The sequence below is a fragment of the Streptomyces torulosus genome, assembly GCF_001419765.1.
Lineage (GTDB): Bacteria > Actinomycetota > Actinomycetes > Streptomycetales > Streptomycetaceae > Streptomyces > Streptomyces torulosus.
In genome coordinates this window covers 23,376-43,935 of record NZ_LIRK01000179.1, presented here as the reverse complement: position 1 = coordinate 43,935, position 20,560 = coordinate 23,376, and the positions used below count along the sequence as shown (strand labels likewise).

The window sequence follows — 20,560 nt, the reverse complement described above, 5'->3', positions numbered from 1 at the left end:
TTCGGGGGGATGCGTTGCGGGGCGCCTGCGGGTGCGTTGCGGTTTGTCGCGCAGTTCCCCGCGCCCCTTGGGGGCTGGCCCCGGCTGCGTAGGGGTGCCGTGGGGACAGTTCCCCCCGTCACATGCCCGCATGCCGCCACAGCAGCCCCGCCCGCCACTCCGCCGCAGCCGCGCACGCCCCCACGCCGCCGCAGCGCCCTCGCTCACCCTGCTCACGCGAGGGTGCTTTGCCAGTGCTGACTGGCTGCGGCTGGTCGGCGGTGCCGGGCGCCCTGAGGGCACAGGGCCCGCGCCCCGGGGCCGCCCCCGTCCCCTTTAGAAGGGCTCGAAGTCGTCGTACGCCTGGTCGAGTTCGTCGCGTTCGGCCTGGCGGTCGCGGCGGCGTTGGACGGCGGGGCGGGGCTCTTCGAAGCGGTGGTCCTCGCCTCGGCGGCCGAGCATCTCCGCGCCGGCCGTGACGGACGGCTCCCAGTCGAAGACGACCGCGTTGTCCTCGGGGCCGATGGCGACGCCGTCACCGGAGCGGGCGCCCGCCTTCATCAGCTCCTCCTCCACGCCGAGCCGGTTCAGACGGTCGGCGAGGTAGCCCACCGCCTCGTCGTTGTTGAAGTCGGTCTGGCGCACCCAGCGCTCCGGCTTCTCGCCGCGCACCCGGAAGAGACCGTCCTCCTCGCGCGTGACGGTGAAGCCCGCGTCGTCGACCGCCTTCGGGCGGATGACGATCCGGGTCGCCTCCTCCTTCGGCTTGGCGGCCCGCGCCTTGCCGACGAGGTCCGCGAGGGCGAAGGACAGCTCCTTCAGACCGGTGTGGGCGACCGCGGACACCTCGAAGACCCGGTAGCCGCGGGCCTCCAGGTCCGGCCGCACCATCTCGGCGAGGTCCTTGCCGTCGGGCACGTCGATCTTGTTGAGGACGACGATGCGCGGCCGGTTGTCGAGCCCGCCGTACTCCTTCAGCTCCTCCTCGATGATGTCGAGGTCGGAGACGGGGTCGCGGTCGGACTCCAGCGTCGCCGTGTCCAGGACGTGGACGAGGACGCTGCAGCGCTCCACGTGCCGGAGGAACTCCAGGCCGAGGCCCTTGCCCTGGCTGGCGCCGGGGATGAGACCCGGCACGTCGGCGATCGTGTAGACCGTCGAGCCGGCCGTGACCACACCCAGGTTGGGGACGAGGGTCGTGAACGGATAGTCCGCGATCTTCGGCTTGGCGGCGCTCAGCACCGAGATCAGCGAGGACTTGCCCGCGCTCGGGTAGCCGACCAGCGCCACATCGGCGACGGTCTTCAGCTCCAGGACGATGTCCCGCAGGTCCCCCGGCTCGCCGAGCAGCGCGAAACCGGGCGCCTTGCGGCGGGCGGAGGCGAGGGCCGCGTTACCGAGGCCGCCCCGGCCGCCCTGCGCGGCGACGAAGGAGGTGCCGTGGCCGACGAGGTCGGCGAGGACGTTCCCCTGCTTGTCGAGCACCACCGTGCCGTCCGGTACGGACAGGACGAGGTCCTGGCCGTCCTTGCCGGAGCGGTTGCCGCCCTCGCCCGGCTTGCCGTTGGTGGCCTTGCGGTGCGGGGAGTGGTGGTATTCGAGCAGCGTGGTGACGGACTGGTCCACGGTCAGGATCACATCGCCGCCGCGGCCGCCGTTGCCCCCGTCGGGGCCACCCAGCGGCTTGAACTTCTCACGGTGGACGGAGGCACAGCCGTGGCCTCCGTTACCCGCGGCGACATGCAGCTCGACGCGGTCCACGAAGGTGGTCATGGTGGGTGCCTCCAGTTACGCGCAATGCGTGGTGTACGGAATTGTCTTAGCTGTAACACGTCAAAGGCGGACCCGCTTCCCGTACGGGAAGTGAGGTCCGCCTCGACGAAATCGCTCTACGGAAGCCCTGGTCGGAAGACTCAGGCGACCGGAACGATGTTCACGACCTTGCGGCCACGGCTGGTGCCGAACTGCACCGCACCGGCGTTCAGCGCGAACAGCGTGTCGTCGCCACCACGGCCGACGCCCGCGCCGGGGTGGAAGTGGGTGCCACGCTGGCGGACCAGGATCTCACCCGCGCTCACGACCTGACCGCCGAAGCGCTTCACGCCGAGCCGCTGGGCATTCGAGTCGCGACCGTTCCGGGTGGACGATGCGCCCTTCTTGTGTGCCATGTCTCCTCAGTCCCTTACTTCGCAGCCGTGGGGATCTCAGTGACCTTGATCGCCGTGTACTGCTGGCGGTGGCCCTGACGACGGCGGTAGCCGGTCTTGTTCTTGTAGCGCAGAATGTCGATCTTCTGGCCCTTGTGGTGGTCCACGACCTCGGCCTGGACCTTGATGCCGGCCAGCACCCACGGGTCGCTGGTCACAGCGTCGCCGTCGACAACGAGCAGGGTCGAGAGCTCGACCGTGTCGCCAACCTTGGCGGTGGAAATCTTGTCAACCTCAACGATGTCGCCGACAGCAACCTTGTGCTGGCGACCACCGCTGCGCACGATGGCGTACACGCGGATCTCACTCTCTCGCTCGGGAACGGCACCCCCGCAGTCCAGCCACCCGACATGCGTGCGGCCTCTCCCGAGCGCCCGGCGCCCGGAAGGATGAGGTTTACGGGGATGTGACGTGTCTGCTTACGGACACGCCGACGGTCAAGGTTACGGGGCGACGCTCGAACGGGTCAAACCGAGCCGCGCCCGACGCCCGTGGGCCTCACCGGGTCGGCTTCTCGCCGTCCGCCGGCAGCGGCTTCACGCCCTTGCAGAGGTCCGTGGTGTCGGACGTGCCCGGGTAGGCGACCTTGATCACCTGGTCGAAGTGGGCCTTGTACATGTCGTGCACGGCATCGTCGTCGACCTTGACGATCGACTCGTCGTTCTCGCGCAGCGCGGGACCGGTGTAGTTCCCGGACCCGGTGAAACTGATCTTGTTGCGCACCCCGTCGTAAGCGCCGTCCACCAGGATGTACTTGGAGTGGATGATGTAGGGCGTGGTCAGCTTCTGCCCCGGGTTCAGCGGGTCCCGGTCGTCGTTGTAGCAGCGCACGGTCGGCCCGCCGGAGGTGTGCATCTTCTCCCAGGTGCCCGGCGTGCCGCCCGAGCTCTTGGCGCTGTCCGACTCGGCGTACACGATGCTCACGTTGCAGCCGGCCTTCTTCAGCGCGACCAGCTTCTCCGCGATCGCCATCCGCGTGATCTTGAAGATCGCCACCCGTACCCAGGTCTTCCGGGTGACCCCGGCGGTGTCCTTGTAGGAGCACTGCACGTTGTTGAGCACCGAGTACACGCTGTCGGTGGCCCGGGTGCTCCCCGCCCGGGGGAAGAAGTACGCCTTGTACAGGCCGTTGCTGACGGTCCGGTACTCCCAGCCCGCCCAGTCACGGCCCACCATCGTGTCGAAGTAGTCCGCGTACGCGTCGTACATCGTCGGGTTGTTCGGCAGCAGCAGCGCGTCGTTGAAGAACTTGGTGTGCGCGGAGGGCGTCGAGTTCGAGGTCGTCTGCACGACGACGTTGGTGGCGCCCTCGACCGCCGAGAACAGCCAGAACTTGTTGTGCATGATCGACTGCCCGTACTTCGGGTCGCCGAGGCAGGACTTGTCGACGGGGCAGGTCGCGATGTACGAGCCCTTCGTGCGGTCGGTGCCGAGTGCGGCGACGAGGCTGCCGTACGCGGTGTTGGTGGGGCGGTCGCTGACACTCGACTCGTCCAGCAGGACCTGGACGTTGACACCCCGGTTCTTCGCGGCGACGAGCGCGTCGACGACGGGCGCCTCCCACACGTGGTAGACGGCGACCTTGATGGTGGAGCCGGGCAGCGCGGCCGCCGTCAGGTCGATCAGGCGCGTGCGTATCGCGAGTTGCTCGCTCTCCTCACCCAACGGGTCGTTGAAGACGGGCCCTTCGGTCCAGGTGGGGGCGGCCTGCGCGGTTCCGGCGGAGACCGCCGTCTGCACCCCGGCCGCCGACAGGACGGTGGCCAGCGCCAGCGCCTTGCGCGCGGCCCCGGCCGGCCCCCCAGGGCGGTGCCGCCTCGTGCTCGTCAGGCGCATACGCGCCATGCGATCCCCTCCCCGTTCCCCGCTCACGGCCCCGGGTGCTCGCCCCCGCAGGCGGACCGTGCGTCGAGGTAGTGCTTCAACGCTCTTGCTCGTACGACTACGTGAGTTTTGCAGGCGTCTGCGGGTGATCCAAGAGGCAGGGGGTGCTTACGCGCCAAAAGTGCCGCCCAAACCGCCCCAAACATCGCCGTGTTGTGTGAGCTTTCTCGCCCCTGTCCGGGCAACGCGAAGGCCCCCGCCCGGCAGTTGATCCGCCGGACGGGGGCCTCGGTGCGGGGCGGGCCGTGGCCCGCCCCACGGGGCTCAGCTCTCGTCGGTCGAAGCGGTGACCGTGTTCGACGCCTGCTCGGCGGCGACCGTGGTCTTCTTCGAGGCCGACTTCTTCGTCGCCGCCTTCTTGGCCGTGGCCTTCTTGGCGACCGTCTTCTTGGCCGCCGTCTTCTTCGTGGCGGCCTTCTTCGCCGTCGCCTTCTTGGCCGTCTTCCGCGCCGCCGCCTTCTTGGCGGGCGCCTCGGACTCCTCCGCGACCGGGGCGGCGTCCTCGGCCGGGGCCTGCGCCGTCTCCTCCGCCGCGGCGGACGGCACGACCACGACCGCGGTCTCCTCCGACGCGGTGGGCGCCGTCGCCTTGCGCACGGCACGCCGCCTCGGGCGGGCCGGAGCCGCGCTCTCGGCGGCGACCGCCTCGGGCTGCTCCGCCGCCGCTTCCACGACCGGCTCGGCCACAGCCTCGACGACCGGCTCCGCGACGGACTCGGCCACCGTCACCACGGCGTCGTCCGCGGCCGTCCCGGCGGGGGCACCCGCGGGCGCGGACACCTTCCGGGTCGCCCGCCGACGCGTACGGCCCTTGGGCGCGGCCTCCTCGGCGCTCACCGCGGCCGGCGTCTCGACGACCGGGTCCTCCACCGCGACCGGCTCGGCCTCGGCGGCCTCACGCGACTTGGGAGCCCGCTCCTCGGTGTCCTCCGACGGGGCGGCCGCCACGGTCTCCCGGCGCTTCGGCGCTCCCGAGGGCGCGGAGGCCCGACGGGTCACCCGGCGCCGCGAACGACCGCGCGTGACCGCGGCCTCCGCCTCGGCGACGCTGCTGTACAGCTCCTCGTCCGGCTCGAACTCGGGCGAGGGCAGCGCCACGGGCTCGGCGACCTCGGCGGCCACCTCCGCGACCTCGGCCGGCTCCACCGTCTCCGCGGCCTCCGGCTCGACGGCCTCGGGCGCGGCCACCTGCTCGTGGTCGTGCTCCGCGCCGCCACGCCCGCGCTTGCGGCGCTTGCCACCGCCACCGGCGGCCGTCGGCTGGTCCATGTGCACGATCACGCCGCGCCCGTTGCAGTGGACGCAGGTCTCGGAGAAGGACTCCAGCAGACCCTGCCCGACCCGCTTGCGGGTCATCTGGACCAGGCCCAGCGAGGTGACCTCGGCGACCTGGTGCTTCGTACGGTCGCGGCCAAGGCACTCCAGCAGGCGCCGCAGCACCAGGTCCCGGTTGGACTCCAGCACCATGTCGATGAAGTCGATGACGACGATGCCGCCGAGGTCGCGCAGCCGCAGCTGACGCACGATCTCCTCGGCCGCCTCCAGGTTGTTCCTGGTGACCGTCTCCTCCAGGTTGCCGCCCTGGCCGGTGAACTTGCCGGTGTTGACGTCGATCACGACCATGGCCTCGGTCTTGTCGATCACCAGCGAACCACCGCTGGGCAGCCACACCTTGCGGTCCAGCGCCTTCATCAGCTGCTCGTCGATGCGGTACGTCGCGAAGACGTCGACCTCGGAGGTCCACTTCTGCAGCCGGTCCGCGAGGTCGGGCGCGACGTGGGAGACGTATCCGTGGATGGTCTCCCAGGCGTCCTCGCCGCTGACGATGACCTTGGAGAAGTCCTCGTTGAAGATGTCGCGCACGACGCGGACGGTCATGTCCGGCTCGCCGTACAGCAGAGTCGGGGCGTTGCCGCTCTTCGCCTTCTTCTGGATGTCCTCCCACTGCGCCTGCAGCCGCTCGACGTCACGGCGCAGCTCGTCCTCGCTCGCGCCCTCGGCGGCGGTGCGCACGATGACGCCCGCGTCCTCGGGGACGATCTTCTTGAGGATGGTCTTCAGCCGGGCCCGCTCGGTGTCGGGCAGCTTGCGGCTGATGCCGGTCATCGACCCCTCGGGGACGTAGACCAGGTAGCGGCCGGGCAGCGAGACCTGGCTGGTCAGGCGAGCGCCCTTGTGTCCGATCGGGTCCTTGGTGACCTGGACGAGGACCGACTGGCCGGACTTGAGCGCGCTCTCGATACGGCGCGGCCCGTTGGCCATGCCGAGTGCCTCGAAGTTGACCTCACCGGCGTACAGGACGGCGTTGCGGCCCTTGCCGATGTCGATGAAGGCGGCCTCCATCGACGGCAGCACGTTCTGCACCTTGCCGAGGTAGACGTTGCCGACGTACGAGGTGGCCTGCTCCTTGTTGACGTAGTGCTCAACGAGCACGTTGTCCTCGAGGACGCCGATCTGGGTGCGCTCGCCGCTCTGGCGGACGACCATGACGCGCTCGACGGCCTCGCGGCGGGCGAGGAACTCGGCCTCGGTGATGATCGGGACGCGACGGCGCCCCTGCTCACGGCCTTCCCGGCGGCGCTGCTTCTTCGCCTCCAGACGCGTCGAGCCCTTGATGGACTGCACCTCGTCCGACGGCTCGGTCTCCTTGGCGCGCCGCTCACGCGGCTCGCGGACCTTGACGACGGTGCGCTCGGGGTCGTCCGTCGCGGCGTCGGGCTCGCCGGAGGAGTCCCCGGCGCGACGGCGGCGGCGACGGCGACGCCGGCTGCTGCTGGAGCCGGAGGCCTCGTCGCGCTCGTCGGAGTCGCCCTCGTCATCGGCGTCCTCGTCGACCTGCTCGGCGGTGTCCTCGGCGTCCTGCGCGGCCTGCTCGGCGGCGAGCTCGTCGCCCTCGCCCTCGGCGGACTCGCCCCGGCGACGGCGACGGCCGCCACGGCGACGGCGACGCCGGGACCCGGTGGCCTCCTCCTCGCCGAACTCGTCGTCGGCACCGTCCTCGGACGCCCCCTCGGGCTCCTCGGACTCGTCCGACTCCTCGGCCTCGACGGCCTCGTCGGCCTCGATGGGCTCGGGGGTCTCGTCGGCCGTCACGGGCTCCGCCTCGGCGGGCTCGCCGCGGCGGCGGCGCCGACGACGCGACCCGCCGGTGGTCTCCTCCTGGGCGTACCCACCCGGCTCGGTGGTCTCGTCGCTCTCGGCGACCTCCGCCTCGGCCTCGGCGGCGGCCTGTGCGGCGGCCCGCTCCGGCGTCTGGAACATCGGCTCGGTGAACACCGGGGCCCGGAACACGGCCACGGCGGGCCGGGCGGGCCGCGCGGGCGCGTCCTCGGCGGCGGACGCCGTCGGCTCGGAGAACCCGACGGCCGCCTTCCGGGCGACCCGGCGCCGGGCGCGACGCGTCCCGCCGTCCTCACCCTCGGCGGACGCCTTCGCGGCCGGGGTGGAGGGCGCCTGGGCCGACGCGGGCTCGGCGGCGGCCTGAGCGGTGGTGGCGGTCGGGGTCTCGGCGGCGGTGGCCTCGGCCGCCGGGGTGCCGGTGGAGGTCTCGCTCTCGGGGGCGCCCGTGGGGGCGATCACCCGGCGCGTGGCACGACGGCGCGTCCGGCGCGGCGCGGCCTCCTCGGCCGCCGCCTCGACGGGCGCGGCGTCCTGAGCGGGCTCGGCGGCGGCCTCGTCCGCGACGGCGGCAGGCGCGGCCTCCACGGGAGCCACGGTCTCCGGGGCCTGCGGGGTCTCGGCGGGAGCCGCCACTACCTCGGCCGCCTTCGGCTCACCGGCGGGCGCGGAGGCGCGACGCGTGGCACGACGGCGCGTGCGCCCGGCGGGCGCTGCCTCGGCGACCTCTGCGGCCTCGGCGGCGGGCTCGGCGGTCTTGCTGTCGGCTGCCCCGGCGGAGTCGTCGGCGGCGGTCTCGGGCACGGCCACCCCGGTGCTCTCGGCGGCCTGGGTGGCGCCGACGGGGGCCGACGCGCGGCGGGTGGCGCGGCGACGCGGACGTGCGGCGGGCGCGGCCTCCTCGGAGGGGGCGGACACCTCGGCGGCAGCGGGCGCCTCGGTGACGACGGCGGCACTGTCCTCGGCGGCGGCCGGCACGACGGTCTCGGCGATCTCGGCGGCCTCGGCACCCTTGGGGGCGCCGGCGGGCGCGGAGGCGCGGCGCGTGGCACGACGGCGCGTGCGCCCGGCGGGCGCGGCCTCGGCCTCGGCCTCGGAAGCCACCTCGGTCTCCTCGACCTCCTCCGCCTCATCGGTCACGGCAGCCACATCGCTCTCGGCGGCCTCACCGGGCTCGGCGCTCGCGAGGTCCGCGGCCTCCGCCACCGACACGGTCGGCTCGACGGTCTCGGCGGACGCCTCGTTCGCCGCGGACGGCGGTCCCGCCGGGCGGGACGCGGCACGGCGGCGACGGCGCGGCGGCAGGGTGTCGCTGGGCGTGTTGCGGTCGGAGCCCTGCGCGGACTCCGCGTTCTCGATCTGTTCGGGCATGCGGGCGTTTCTCCCGTCAGGCTCCCGGGCGCCGCACCCGGGTCCGGCGTGGCCGGTGACGTCCGCGGCTCGCGTCGTACGCGTCTGCCGCCGTCCGGGGCGCGGGCGCCGCTCGGGAGCTCTCTGTGTCCTGTCTCGCCGGTTCCGTACGCCGTGTTGCGTACGGCCTGGCGAAAGTCTTGTGGTCGGTGCGCTGCCCGACCCAGGTGGCTCCCGGATACGAGGGCGGCGCTACGACGTCCGTCCTACGCGGAGCCGACCGGCTCCGACGCCTTCGCGGCGGCAGTGGTGGCGGCCGTTGTGAGGGCCGCCGCTGCCTCGCGGTCGGGCGCGAGCGGGTCGGTCACCGTGCCGGTCTCTTCATCGAAAAGCCCCTGCGCCAGCCTGGTCACCGCTGCGGGGACCGGCGGCGCCAGGTCGGCCACGGCGCGGAGACCGGACAGGACGTCGTCGGGTCGTACGGCAGGCGTCACGTGCCGAACAACCAGCCGCAGTATCGCACAGGCCTGGTCGGTCGGCCTATCAGCCTCGGGACTCGGCGTCTCGGCGCCGTCGACACGGTCGAGTTCGACCACGGCGGCACGGGCGTCGAACGTCCGTACGCCGTTCTTGGTCATGCGCTGGACCTCGACGGCCTCGGCCGCATTGAAGGCCGCTACCGCGCGGGCGGCGTCCGCCGGGTCCACGCCGTCCAGCCGCAGCTCCCAGACGGAGGCCGTGAGCCGGTCGGCGAGGCCGGAGGTGCGGGCCTCGACCGCGTCGACGATGTCGAGCCCGGTGGGCAGCGACTCGTCGAGGAGGATCCGGAGCTTCTCCGGGTCGCGCGCGTCGGTGAGCGCGATCTCGAGGTACTCCGCCTCGCTGCCCGTGCCGGTGGGTGCGGCATTGGCGTACGACACCTTCGGATGCGGCGTGAACCCCGCCGAGTACGCCATGGGCACCTCGGCGCGGCGCAGCGCACGCTCGAAGGCGCGCTGGAAGTCACGGTGGCTGGTGAACCGGAGGCGGCCGCGCTTGGTGTAGCGCAGTCGGATGCGCTGCACCGCGGGTGCGGGCGGCGGGCCTTCGGGCTGTCGCTTGCCCAGTGTCGTTCATTCCTTCGTGAGAGCGGTCGTACTGCTACCAAGAGTACGTGCCTCGGCGGCTCGCGGTTCCCGCCGGGCGACCGGCATCGGTTCCGCCGGACGCCCGAGGAGTGCCTGGCGCACACTGGCGCGGGCCTGACGAAGGGATGTGCGGGCGGTGTCCAGGGTCTGGCGGGCGGTGCGGCCGACGGCGCGGGCGGCCGCGGCGGCGGGCTTCCAGATCACGTCCCGCACGACATGGCCGACGGGGGTGAGGACGGTCCGGTACACCCAGCGCGTCGGCTCGACGACGAGCCGGCGGAACAGGGTGGCCAGGGCCCGTCCGAAGGCGAGCGAGAGGTGTCCGGCGATCCGCCAGGCATGGCCGAGCGCGTCCAGGAGCTCGCGTCCGACGACGGCGAGGGCGCGCCCGACCGGGGCGAGCACCCACCGCCACAGCGCCAGCGCGGGCAGCACGAGCAGGACGCGCAGCGTCCAGTAGAGGCCGAGCCCGAGCCCGGTGAAGATCATCCGTATGAGCCAGAGGACTCCCCCGGCGGTCCACGCGAGGGCATGGCCCACGGGCGTCAGCACCCACCGGTACAGCCAGCCGGCCGGTACGACGACGAGGTACCGCACCAGCCAGGCCACGACCGCGAACACCCCGAGCCCGAGGGCGGCGATCCCGCGCCAGAGCCCCCTGGCCAGCCAGGCGAGGCCCCGCCCCAGCGGCACCAGCGTCCACCCGTACAGCCACACCAGCCCGGCCCAGATGCCGGTGGCGGCCCACACCACCCCGGCCCACGTGCCGGTGGCGGCCCACACCACCCCGGTCCAGACACCGGCCGCCGCCCACGCGACAGCGCGGCCGATCGGAGACAGGACGTACCGGTAGAGCCAGACCAGGGGAAGGACGAGCAGCCAGTACCCGAGCCGGCCGAGCCCCTTGGCCACCGGTACGACGACATGGCGCCACAGCGCCACCCACGGCCACACCAGCACGGCCTTGGCGAGCCACAGCAGGGCCCGCCCCGCCGGCCGGAGCACGGTGTCGTCGAGGAACCGGCCCGCGACGACGAGCGCGTCCCACGCCATCCGCACCGGAAGGACCAGCACGAGCACCACGATCCGTACGGGAATCCGGATCGCCGCGGTGAGGCACCCCTCGGGCGCCTGCGGTGCGGGCGTCGGCCGCGGGGGCCTCCGGCGCGCCGGCTCGGCGGGCTGCGGTGCGGGCCGTTTCTCCAGGTCCATGACGACGTAGACGCATCGGCGACCTGTCCGGATGCAGCCCCGCCCCCTCGACTTCCCCACCGGCCGGGACGGTCGGCCGCCCACGCCGGTGGAGTCGCTCAGCGCTTCCGCCCCGAGGACCTCGCTGCCTTGCCGGCCTTGGACTTCGGGCGGCGTGTCGCGGTAGCCAGCCGGGGCAGCGCGACGGCGTGTTGAGCGGAGAACTGCCGGTTGAACTCGACCTGGTGGCGGATGAGTTCGGGCAGGTCGCGCATCGCCAGCAGTCGGTCGCACGCGCGGAGGGCGGCGGCGTACTCCCCCACCCAGTGGGCGGTGATCGAGAACTCGAAGAGCAGCCCCCACCGGTACACCCACGGCCTGGTGAACAGCAGGTCGTCCGGCGCGGGTCTGCCCACCACGTCGGCCAGGAGGGCGTGGGCGGTGTGGTGGCGGCCTCGGGCCCGCAGGCGCGAGGCCAGTTCGTAGCAGGCTTCGAGCCGTGCGGGACGGGCCTCCCAGGCGCGGGAGAAGGCGTCCATCGCCCCCGGCCAGTCGTCCGTCTTCTCGGCGCGCAGGATGCCGGCCTCCAGGAGCGAGCAGTAGACCTCCTCGGGCCAGCCGCCCAGCGCGGCGCGCCGCTCGTACAGGTCGATGGCCTCCTGGGCGTGTCCCAGGTCGCGTTCGGTGTTGGCCAGGTAGAAGACGGTGCGTGGGTTGGCGGGGTCGCGGGCGAGTTCGCGGCGGAGCAGCCGGGCGTCGCGCTCGAACTTGTCGGCCCGGCAGCCGCCGTCGGCGTGGTCCTCGATGACGAGCGCGTCGAGGTTCTCCTGGACGTCGTCCTCGTCGGTGCACGGGTACTCGTGGGTGACGCCCTCGTAGCGCCAGAGCCAGTCCCCGCGCATCAGATGCTTGAAGCGGTGCTGGGTGGCGGTGTCGTAGCGCAGCATGTACGACCCCGCCGTCAGCCGGGGCAGGGGGGCGTCCTGGCGCATCACGTGGTCGGCGTCGAGGGTGAGCAGGTAGTCGGCTCTACCGCGGGCCTGCTGGATGTTGCGGGTGCGGTTGTGGCCGAAGTCGACCCAGGTGTCCTCGACGAGTTCGCCGGGGATATCGGCGAGTGCGGCGCGGATCAGGTCCTGGGTGCCGTCCGTCGAGCCGGTGTCGGAGATGACCCAGGTGTCGATGAGGTGGCGGACGGAGCCCAGGCACCGTTCGATCACCTGCGCCTCGTTCTTGACGATCATGCAGAGACAGAGGGTCTGTCGGCGCTCCGGTCTCGTCCCCGGTGGCTTCATCGCCTTCGTGGGCTTGGTCGTCCTCGTCACGGCGTCAACGTGGCACACGGCGGTCGGGCCGTCGGGCACCCACGCGAGACAACCCATCAGACGCACGAATTAATCACATCTATTGATAATCGGAAGCGTTCGGGCTCGCTGCGCCCGCGGATCCGCCGCACTCCCATGAGGCTCGCACCGAGTTCGGGACGACTCCCGGACCGATGCCTAGGAGGAGCACGCAGATGAGTCCTGACGACAGGACGCTCGGGCCGTTGGCCCGCGACCGTTTCAAGAAGGCCGGGATCGTGGCCTCGCTCGCCCTGGTCATGGCGGCGGGCGTGGTGAGCCCCTCGACCGCGGCGGCCCGCGCCATGGCCGAGCGTCCGCGGGTGGCCGCCGCCTCCGACAACGGCCACGAGTGCAAGCCGAGCCCGAGCCACCACAAGCCGAAGCCGCACCACCGCGTGTCGCCGACGGGCGGCAAGGACCTCTGCAAGGGCCCCACCGGGCCGACCGGTCCGAAGGGAGCCACCGGCGCGACCGGAGCCACAGGCCCGACCGGACCGACCGGTGCCACGGGTTCGCCGGGTGCCACCGGCCCCTGCATCGACATCGACGCCTACCACCCCCAGGGCAACGTCGAGTACCGGGCCGCGCTGACCGCCGACGGGCGCTACTACGCGGGCATCCGCGACCTCACCGGCAGCGAGGCCAACCCCATGCTGTGGACCGACCTCAGCACCCATGAGGGCTATCCCGCAGGGGGAGCGCCGGGCGTCCCGTGCGCCGCCGCCGTCGGTGAACATCCGACGTCAGGCGGCATCCAGTTCGACCTCATCACCACGACCGGGCGGGTCTACGAGATCACCTGCACGTTCGACCCCAACGGCTCGGACCCCGCCATCCTGCAATGCGGCACCCCGACGGGCAACGACTGGGTGGAGATGAACAGACGCCCGGCTCCGAACGCCGTCAACGGCGGAACCATCGTCACCTGACGAGCCCTCCGTCCCCGCATCACGCACGAGACCCCCGGCCGGTCAAGGCGGGGGTCTCGCGCACGACGTGTACCGGGTCGCTCACCCGGCCGGAACGGACTTCTTCACGGTCAGCGGCAGCAGCTTCTTGCCGGTGGGGCCGATCTGGATGTGGGTGTCCATCTGCGGGCACACACCGCAGTCGAAGCACGGCGTCCAGCGGCAGTCCTCGACCTCGGTCTCGTCGAGGGCGTCCTGCCAGTCCTCCCACAGCCAGTCCTTGTCGAGACCGGAGTCGAGGTGGTCCCAGGGCAGGACCTCCTCGTAGGTGCGCTCGCGGGTGGTGTACCAGTCGACGTCCACGCCGAAGTCGGCGAGGGCCTTGTCGGCGCAGCTCATCCAGCGGTCGTAGGAGAAGTGCTCGCGCCAGCCGTCGAAGCGGCCGCCGTCCTCGTAGACGGCGCGGATGACGGCGCCGATACGGCGGTCGCCCCGCGAGAGCAGGCCCTCGACGATGCCCGGCTTGCCGTCGTGGTAGCGGAAGCCGATGGAGCGGCCGTACTTCTTGTCGCCGCGGATCTTGTCGCGGAGCTTCTCCAGGCGCGCGTCCGTCTCCTCGGCGGAGAGCTGCGGCGCCCACTGGAAGGGGGTGTGGGGCTTCGGCACGAAGCCGCCGATCGACACCGTGCAGCGGATGTCGTTCGACCGCGAGACCTCACGGCCCTTCGCGATCACGTTCATCGCCATGTCGGCGATCTGCAGGACGTCGTCGTCGGTCTCCGTCGGCAGGCCGCACATGAAGTACAGCTTCACCTGGCGCCAGCCGTTGCCGTAGGCCGTGGCGACGGTCCTGATCAGGTCCTCTTCCGAGACCATCTTGTTGATGACCTTGCGCATGCGCTCGGAGCCGCCCTCGGGCGCGAACGTCAGACCGGACCGGCGGCCGTTGCGCGTCAGCTCGTTCGCCAGGTCGACGTTGAAGGCGTCCACGCGGGTCGAGGGGAGCGACAGACCGATCTTGTCCTCCTCGTACCGGTCCGCCAGGCCCTTGGCGATGTCGCCGATCTCGCTGTGGTCCGCCGACGACAGGGACAGCAGACCGACCTCTTCGAAGCCCGTCGCCTTGAGGCCCTTCTCGACCATCTCGCCGATGCCCGTGATGGACCGCTCGCGCACCGGGCGGGTGATCATGCCGGCCTGGCAGAAGCGGCAGCCGCGGGTGCAGCCGCGGAAGATCTCCACCGACATGCGCTCATGGACCGTCTCGGCCAGCGGCACGAGCGGCTGCTTCGGGTACGGCCACTCGTCCAGGTCCATGACCGTGTGCTTGGACACACGCCACGGCACACCCGACCGGTTCGGCACCACGCGGGCGATACGGCCGTCGGTGAGGTACTCGACGTCGTAGAACGCCGGGATGTACACCGAGCCCGTCCTCGCGAGGCGGAACAGGACCTCCTCGCGGCCACCGGGGCGGCCCTCGGCCTTCCAGGCGCGGATGATCTCGGTCATGTCGAGGACGGCCTGCTCGCCGTCGCCGATGATCGCCGCGTCGATGAAGTCCGCGATGGGCTCCGGGTTGAAGGCCGCGTGGCCGCCGGCCAGGACGATCGGGTCGTCCAGCGTGCGGTCCTTGGACTCCAGCGGGATGCCGGCGAGGTCCAGGGCGGTCAGCATGTTCGTGTAGCCCAGCTCCGTGGAGAAGGACAGACCGAACACGTCGAACGCCTTCACCGGGCGGTGGCTGTCCACCGTGAACTGCGGCACCCCGTGGTCACGCATCAACTGCTCGAGGTCGGGCCACACGCTGTAGGTGCGCTCGGCCATCACGCCCTCGCGCTCGTTGAGGACCTCGTAAAGGATCATGACGCCCTGGTTGGGCAGACCGACCTCGTACGCGTCCGGGTACATGAGCGCCCAGCGCACGTCGCAGGCGTCCCACTCCTTGACGGTGGAATTGAGCTCACCGCCCACGTACTGGATCGGCTTCTGCACATGCGGGAGCAGGGCCTCTAGCTGTGGGAAGACCGACTCGACAGACATCGCGGGGATTACCTTCGTGAGCTGACAGGGGTGACCATCTAGCGTAACGCCCCGGGAGCCACCCCTCGCACGCCGGCGTTCACCGCACCCTGCCCCCTCAGAAGGCGCTGTCAGCCGTGATCGTGCGCCACGCCTCCGGCAACGCCGCCTCCGCCAGCTCCGCCCTGCGCTCCTCCCTGCCGTACAGCACCCCGTACGTGAAGGAACTCTCGCCCGCCTGGCCTGCCTGGAACGCCAGGTCCCGCAGGGCCTCGCGGGCCATCACGCTGTCCTGGTGGTCGCCGAGGAGGGACTGCAGGGACTTCATGTCCCGCACGAGCTGCTTGGCGGGGGCGCCGAGAAGCGGGGTCGCCGCCTCGGCCGCGTACCGGGCGCGCTTGCCCTTCTTGCGGGCCTCGTGCATGGAGAGGTCACGTTCGGCGCCGGACGGCTGGGCCAGGGCCGCCTCCACCAGGTCCGACACCTTGCCGAAGGCTCGCGAGACCGCCTTGCCGATCACCTTCTCCGGATCGCCTCCGGCCCCCTTCGACAGCGGCGGCTCGGCGATCACGGCGTCCAGGGTCCGCAGGAGCGCCAGATACCGCTCGCCGTCCAGCGCGGCGATCAGGGCGCGCCGGGACCCGCTGCTCCCCGCCTCCACCCATGTCCGCACCCGGGTGCGGACCGAGCCGACGACCAGGCTCTCGGGCATCCCGGCGAGCGCCTCGGTCACCCGCTCGGCCAGCACCTCGTGGTCCCGGCCGACGCCCAGCTCCCCCGCCAGCCACTTCAGTTCCTCGCCGATGGGGTCGGTGACGGTCCGGTCCAGCACCTTCCCGTACGACTTGAGGGTGCTCCGCAGTCGGCGGGTGGCCACCCGCATGCTGTGCACGGAGTCGAAGAGTTCCCGGCGGACGGCCGGGTCGAGCTCGACGATGGCGTCCCGCTGGACGCGGATGTACGCGAGGACGTGCTCGGCGGCACCGCCGGGCTTCCCCGCACCACCTCCGCCCTTCTTGCCCTTCTTGCCCTTCTTCCCTTGCTCGCCCTTCGCGACTGTGTCCTTCGCAGACTTGCCCTTCGCGGACTTGCCCTTCGCGGCCTTGCCCTTCTTGGGGGCCGCCGTCTCCCGCAGGGCCCTCGCCAGCTTCGACGGTGACGCGGACGGTCGTACGCCCGCCTTGCGCAGCTTCTTCTCGACCTTGTCGAGGAACGCCGGGTCGCCGTCGTCGGCGAGCTCCACCTCGATCTCGGACCATTGCGCGGTACGGCCGCCGCCGGTGAGCCGCTCGGCGTGCACCGCGTCCACGCTGACCTCGGCGAGGAGGGCGCCGTCCTCGTCCAGCAGATCCCTGACGTCACGGGTGGACCGGAGGCGGACCAGCGGCACCAGCTCCGCCTCCCGGACCCGGGAACGCACGAGCCCCGCCAGATCGCGGGGCAGGGTCTCGGACAGCGGGGCACGGATCTCGTCCCGCACCCCCGAGGAGACGGGGAACTTCAGATGCCAGCCGGCGTCGTCTCCCCCGGTACGGCGGCGCAGGGTGATCGAGGCGGCGGCAAGACGTTCGTCGGGGGTGTCGTAGTAGACGGCGTCCAGCTCCGCCACGCCCTTGTCGACGACCGACGCGACCCCGGCCACACCGGTGAGATCGGGCAGGCCGCTCTCGTCGGACTCGTACTTCCGCTCGATCTCGCGCTTCGTGTCCGCCATGAACCGAATCTAGTCGGACCCGCGGCAAAAGGGCAGCCCACGCGCACCCTGAAGGAACACGTGGGCCGTTGTCCACAAGGGCCTTCGTGGCGTGCGCGGCTACGCCGACATGGGCCGCTCCACTCTGATCGACTGCAGCAACCCCACCGCCACCCACACCGCGAACATCGACGAACCGCCGTACGACACGAACGGCAGGGGCAGACCGGCGACCGGCATGATGCCGAGGGTCATCCCGATGTTCTCGAAGGCCTGGAAGGCGAACCAGGCGATGATGCCGCCGGCGACGATCGTGCCGTACAGCTCGGTGGTCTCGCGGGCGATCCGGCAGGCGCGCCACAGGACGACGCCCAACAGCAGGATGATCAGCCCGGCTCCGACGAAGCCCAGCTCCTCCCCCGCGACCGTGAAGACGAAGTCGGTCTGCTGCTCCGGCACGAACTGCCCGGTGGTCTGCGACCCCTTGAACAGCCCGGTGCCGAGCAGTCCGCCGGAGCCGATGGCGATCCGGGCCTGGTTGGTGTTGTAGCCGACACCCGCCGGGTCCAGCTCGGGGTTGGCGAACGCCGCGAACCGGTTGATCTGGTACTCGTCGAGCACCCCGAGCTGCCAGACGGCGATCGCGCCGATCGCGCCGGTGCCGATGAGACCGAAGATCCACCGGTTGGAGGCGCCGGAGGTGAGCAGCACCCCCAGCACGATGACCACCATGACCATGACCGAGCCGAGGTCGGGCATGAGCAGCACGATCAGTATCGGGACGGCTGCGAGACCGAGCGCCTGGACGACGGTGCGATGGTCCGGGTGCGGTTTGTCGCCCGCGTCGACCCGCGCCGCCAGCAGCATCGCCATCCCCAGGATGATCGTGATCTTCACGAACTCGGAGGGCTGGAGCGAGAAGCCGCCGCCGATGACGATCCACGCGTGGGCGCCGTTGATGGTCGCGCCGAGCGGGGTCAGCACCAGCAGGATCAGCACGACCGAGATGCCGTAGAGGATCGGTACGGCCGTGCGCAGGGTGCGGTGGCCGAGCCAGACCGTGCCGATCATCAGGGCGAAGCCGATGCCGGTGTTGAGCAGGTGCCGGAGGAGGAAGTAGTACGGGTCGCCCTGGTTGAGCTCGGTGCGGTTGCGGGTCGCCGAGTAGACGAGGGCGGCGCCGATCAGGGAGAGCGCGATGGCCGAGAACAGTATCGGCCAGTCGAGCCGACGGGCGAGTGAGTCACGGGCGAACAGCCGGGTCCAGCCGGAGCGTTCGGGCCCGTACCCGGAGACGGAGAAGCTGTTGCCGGTCATCGGGACCTCCTCCGCGTGGGCGCTCCGCCGGGGGTGCCGGGGCCCGTACGCCGTCGCGCCGCCCGGTTGCCGCCACCGCCTCGGGTGCTGACGATCGCCGCCGGTTCGTCGGGCGCCACCGGCCGGGCGCCCGGCTCGGTGACGACGGCCGCCGTGAACGCCGCGGTGCCGACGGGCCCGGTCACCGGTGCGGTGACCGCGCCCTCCGTCCCGGGCGCGTAGGACACCGGCAGGGCGCCCGGCCCCGCGGCCAGGGTCTGGGCGTCCTCGGCGGCCTGCTCCTCCTTGGTCTTCTTCGGCGGGTACGTGTCCAGCTTCGGGGCGTCGATCGAACCGTCGGACTCGATCTTCGGCAGTTTCTTCTGCGGGGTCGGCAACAGCGCCTTCCGCTTGTCGATCTTGCCGTCCTCGGAGACGCCGTAGAGCGCGTTGTAGAGCTTGCGCACGGCGGGCGCCGAGGCGCCGGAGCCCGTACCACCCTGGGAGATCGTCATGACGATCGCGTAGTCCTTGGTGTACGTCGTGAACCACGAGGTCGTCTGCTTGCCGTAGACCTCGGCGGTACCCGTCTTGGCGTGCATCGGGATCTCGTCCTGCGGCCAGCCCTGGAAACGCCAGGCTGCCGTACCGCGGGTGGCGACTCCCTCGAGGGCTTGGTCTATCTCGTCGCGGGTCTGCTTCGTCATGGGGAGCTTGCCGTGCGACTTGGGCGCGATCTCCTGCACATGCTTGCCGTCGGCGCTGATGACGGCCTTGCCGACGGTGGGGTCGTACAGGGTGCCGCCGTTGGAGATGGCGGCGTAGATGGTGGCCATCTGGATGGGGGTGACGAGGGTGTCGCCCTGGCCGATGGAGTAGTTGACGGAGTCACCGGCGCGCATGCGGTTGCCTTCGAGGCAGTTCTCGTACGCGATCTGCTCGGCGTACGTGCCGCCCTTCTTGCCGTACTTGCACCAGGCGTCCTTGTTGGCCTTCCAGTAGTCCTGCTTCCACTTGCGGTCCGGGATGCGGCCGGTGACCTCGTTGGGCAGGTCGATGCCGGTCTCGGCGCCGAGGCCGAACTGGTGGGCCGTCTTGTAGAACCAGTCCTTGGGGTTCTTCTTCGGCTTGGTGCCGCCGTCGCGCTTCCACTCCTCGTGGGAGAGACGGTAGAAGACGGTGTCGCAGGAGACCTCCAGGGCGCGGCCGAGGCTGATCGCGCCGTATCCCTTGGACTCGAAGTTCTTGAAGACCTGGCCACCGATGGAATACGAACTGGAGCACTCGTAGGGGCCGTTGAAGGAGTAGCCCGCGTTCACCGCGGCGGCGGTCGGGACCACCTTGAAGACGGATCCGGGGGCGGACTGGCCCTGGATCGCGCGGTTCAGCAGCGGGTAGTTGGACTTCTTGCCGGTGAGCTTGGCGTAGTCCTTGGCGGAGATGCCGCCGACCCAGGCGTTCGGGTCGTAGTCCGGGTTGGAGGCCATGGCGACGACGCGGCCGGTCTTGGCCTCCATGACGACGACGGCTCCGGAGTCGGCCTTGTAGTGGGTGCCGGTGTTCCGGTCCATCTGCTTGCGGGCTTCCTTCATCGCCTCGTTGAGTTCGTACTCGGCGATGCGCTGGACCCGGGCGTCGATGCTGGTGACCAGGTTGGCGCCGGGCCGCGCGGGGTCGGCCTCGGCCTCGCCGATGACGCGGCCGAGGTTGTCCACCTCGTAGCGGGTGACGCCGGCCTTGCCGCGCAGCTCCTTGTCGTACTGCCGCTCCAGGCCGGAGCGGCCGACCTGGTCGGAGCGCAGATACGGCGAGTCGGTGTCCTGCGCCTTGGTGATCTCCTCGTCGGTGACCGGCGAGAGATAGCCGAGGACCTGCGCGGTGTTGGCACCGCCGGGGCTGGCGTACCGCCGGACGGCCTGGGGTTCGGCGGTGATGCCGGGGAAGTCCTCGGAGCGCTCGCGGATCTGGAGGGCCTGCTTCGCGGTGGCCTCGTCGGTGATGGGGATCGGCTGGTAGGGCGAGCCGTTCCAGCAGGGCTGGGGGGTCTTCGAGTCGCACAGCCGGACCTTGTCCATGACCTCCTGGGGCTTCATGCCCAGGACGCCGGCGAGCTTGGTGAGGATGGCCTTGCCGTCGTCGTCCATCCTCAGCAGCTCGGTGCGGGAGGCGGAGACGACGAGCCGTGTCTCGTTGTCCGCGATGGGCACTCCGCGCGCGTCCAGGATCGAGCCGCGCACGGCGGGCTGGACGACCTGCTGGACGTGGTTGCCGGAGGCCTCCTTGGCGTAGGCGTCGCCCTCGCGGATCTGGAGGTACCAGAGGCGGCCGCCGAGGGTACCGAGGAGGGAGAAGACGAGGATCTGGATGATGACGAGCCGGATCTGGACCCGTGGCGTCCGCCCGGTCTCCGGGATGTTGGTCACTGTCTCCCCCTCTCAGT

The 20,560-nt window shown here is 71.3% G+C and carries 13 protein-coding genes; 1 reads left to right on the top strand and 12 read right to left on the bottom strand.

Annotated elements, in window-relative coordinates:
- Positions 1–315: 315 nt before the first annotated feature.
- From obgE to AOK23_RS12895, 8 genes are all read right to left on the bottom strand, one after another.
- The gene (gene obgE / locus AOK23_RS12930; RefSeq protein ID WP_055712855.1) at positions 316–1,752 is read right to left on the bottom strand and encodes a GTPase ObgE; all 1,437 of its coding nucleotides are present in this window, start codon (positions 1,750–1,752) and stop codon (positions 316–318) included.
- A gap of 140 nt (positions 1,753–1,892) precedes the next feature.
- Positions 1,893–2,147, bottom strand: coding sequence for a 50S ribosomal protein L27 (rpmA, locus tag AOK23_RS12925; RefSeq protein ID WP_055515300.1), 255 nt, complete (start codon positions 2,145–2,147; stop codon positions 1,893–1,895).
- A gap of 14 nt (positions 2,148–2,161) precedes the next feature.
- Positions 2,162–2,482, bottom strand: coding sequence for a 50S ribosomal protein L21 (gene rplU, locus AOK23_RS12920; protein ID WP_003990208.1), 321 nt, complete (start codon positions 2,480–2,482; stop codon positions 2,162–2,164).
- A 202-nt stretch (positions 2,483–2,684) separates the two neighbouring features.
- Entirely contained in the window at positions 2,685–4,031 is a 1,347-nt protein-coding gene (locus tag AOK23_RS12915) for a phospholipase D-like domain-containing protein (RefSeq protein WP_079049452.1), read from the bottom strand.
- 303 nt (positions 4,032–4,334) lie between these two features.
- Positions 4,335–8,558, bottom strand: a complete 4,224-nt coding sequence (locus tag AOK23_RS12910; protein WP_055712854.1) for an Rne/Rng family ribonuclease — start codon at positions 8,556–8,558, stop codon at positions 4,335–4,337.
- 245 nt (positions 8,559–8,803) lie between these two features.
- On the bottom strand, positions 8,804–9,601 hold the full coding sequence (locus tag AOK23_RS12905; RefSeq protein WP_055712853.1) for a TIGR03936 family radical SAM-associated protein: 798 nt from the start codon (positions 9,599–9,601) through the stop codon (positions 8,804–8,806).
- Positions 9,602–9,649: 48 nt separating this feature from the next.
- Positions 9,650–10,876, bottom strand: a complete 1,227-nt coding sequence (locus AOK23_RS12900) for a hypothetical protein (RefSeq protein ID WP_055712852.1) — start codon at positions 10,874–10,876, stop codon at positions 9,650–9,652.
- A gap of 98 nt (positions 10,877–10,974) precedes the next feature.
- The gene (locus AOK23_RS12895; protein ID WP_206336190.1) at positions 10,975–12,099 is read right to left on the bottom strand and encodes a glycosyltransferase; all 1,125 of its coding nucleotides are present in this window, start codon (positions 12,097–12,099) and stop codon (positions 10,975–10,977) included.
- A gap of 275 nt (positions 12,100–12,374) precedes the next feature.
- Here AOK23_RS12895 and AOK23_RS47820 point away from each other — a divergent pair, with 275 nt between their 5' ends.
- Positions 12,375–13,130, top strand: coding sequence for a hypothetical protein (locus AOK23_RS47820; protein ID WP_055712851.1), 756 nt, complete (start codon positions 12,375–12,377; stop codon positions 13,128–13,130).
- Positions 13,131–13,211: 81 nt separating this feature from the next.
- Here AOK23_RS47820 and AOK23_RS12885 read toward each other — a convergent pair whose 3' ends face one another.
- The 4 genes from AOK23_RS12885 to mrdA form a co-directional block, all read right to left on the bottom strand.
- Entirely contained in the window at positions 13,212–15,152 is a 1,941-nt protein-coding gene (locus AOK23_RS12885; RefSeq protein ID WP_055712850.1) for a TIGR03960 family B12-binding radical SAM protein, read from the bottom strand.
- Positions 15,153–15,249: 97 nt separating this feature from the next.
- Positions 15,250–16,845: a CYTH and CHAD domain-containing protein gene (locus AOK23_RS12880; RefSeq protein WP_055712849.1), complete on the bottom strand. Its 1,596-nt coding sequence runs from the start codon at positions 16,843–16,845 to the stop codon at positions 15,250–15,252.
- Positions 16,846–16,944: 99 nt separating this feature from the next.
- Positions 16,945–18,141: a rod shape-determining protein RodA gene (gene rodA, locus AOK23_RS12875; RefSeq protein ID WP_055712848.1), complete on the bottom strand. Its 1,197-nt coding sequence runs from the start codon at positions 18,139–18,141 to the stop codon at positions 16,945–16,947.
- Entirely contained in the window at positions 18,138–20,543 is a 2,406-nt protein-coding gene (gene mrdA / locus AOK23_RS12870) for a penicillin-binding protein 2 (RefSeq protein ID WP_055712847.1), read from the bottom strand. Before mrdA ends, rodA begins: the two co-directional genes overlap by 4 nt.
- Positions 20,544–20,560 lie beyond the last annotated feature (17 nt).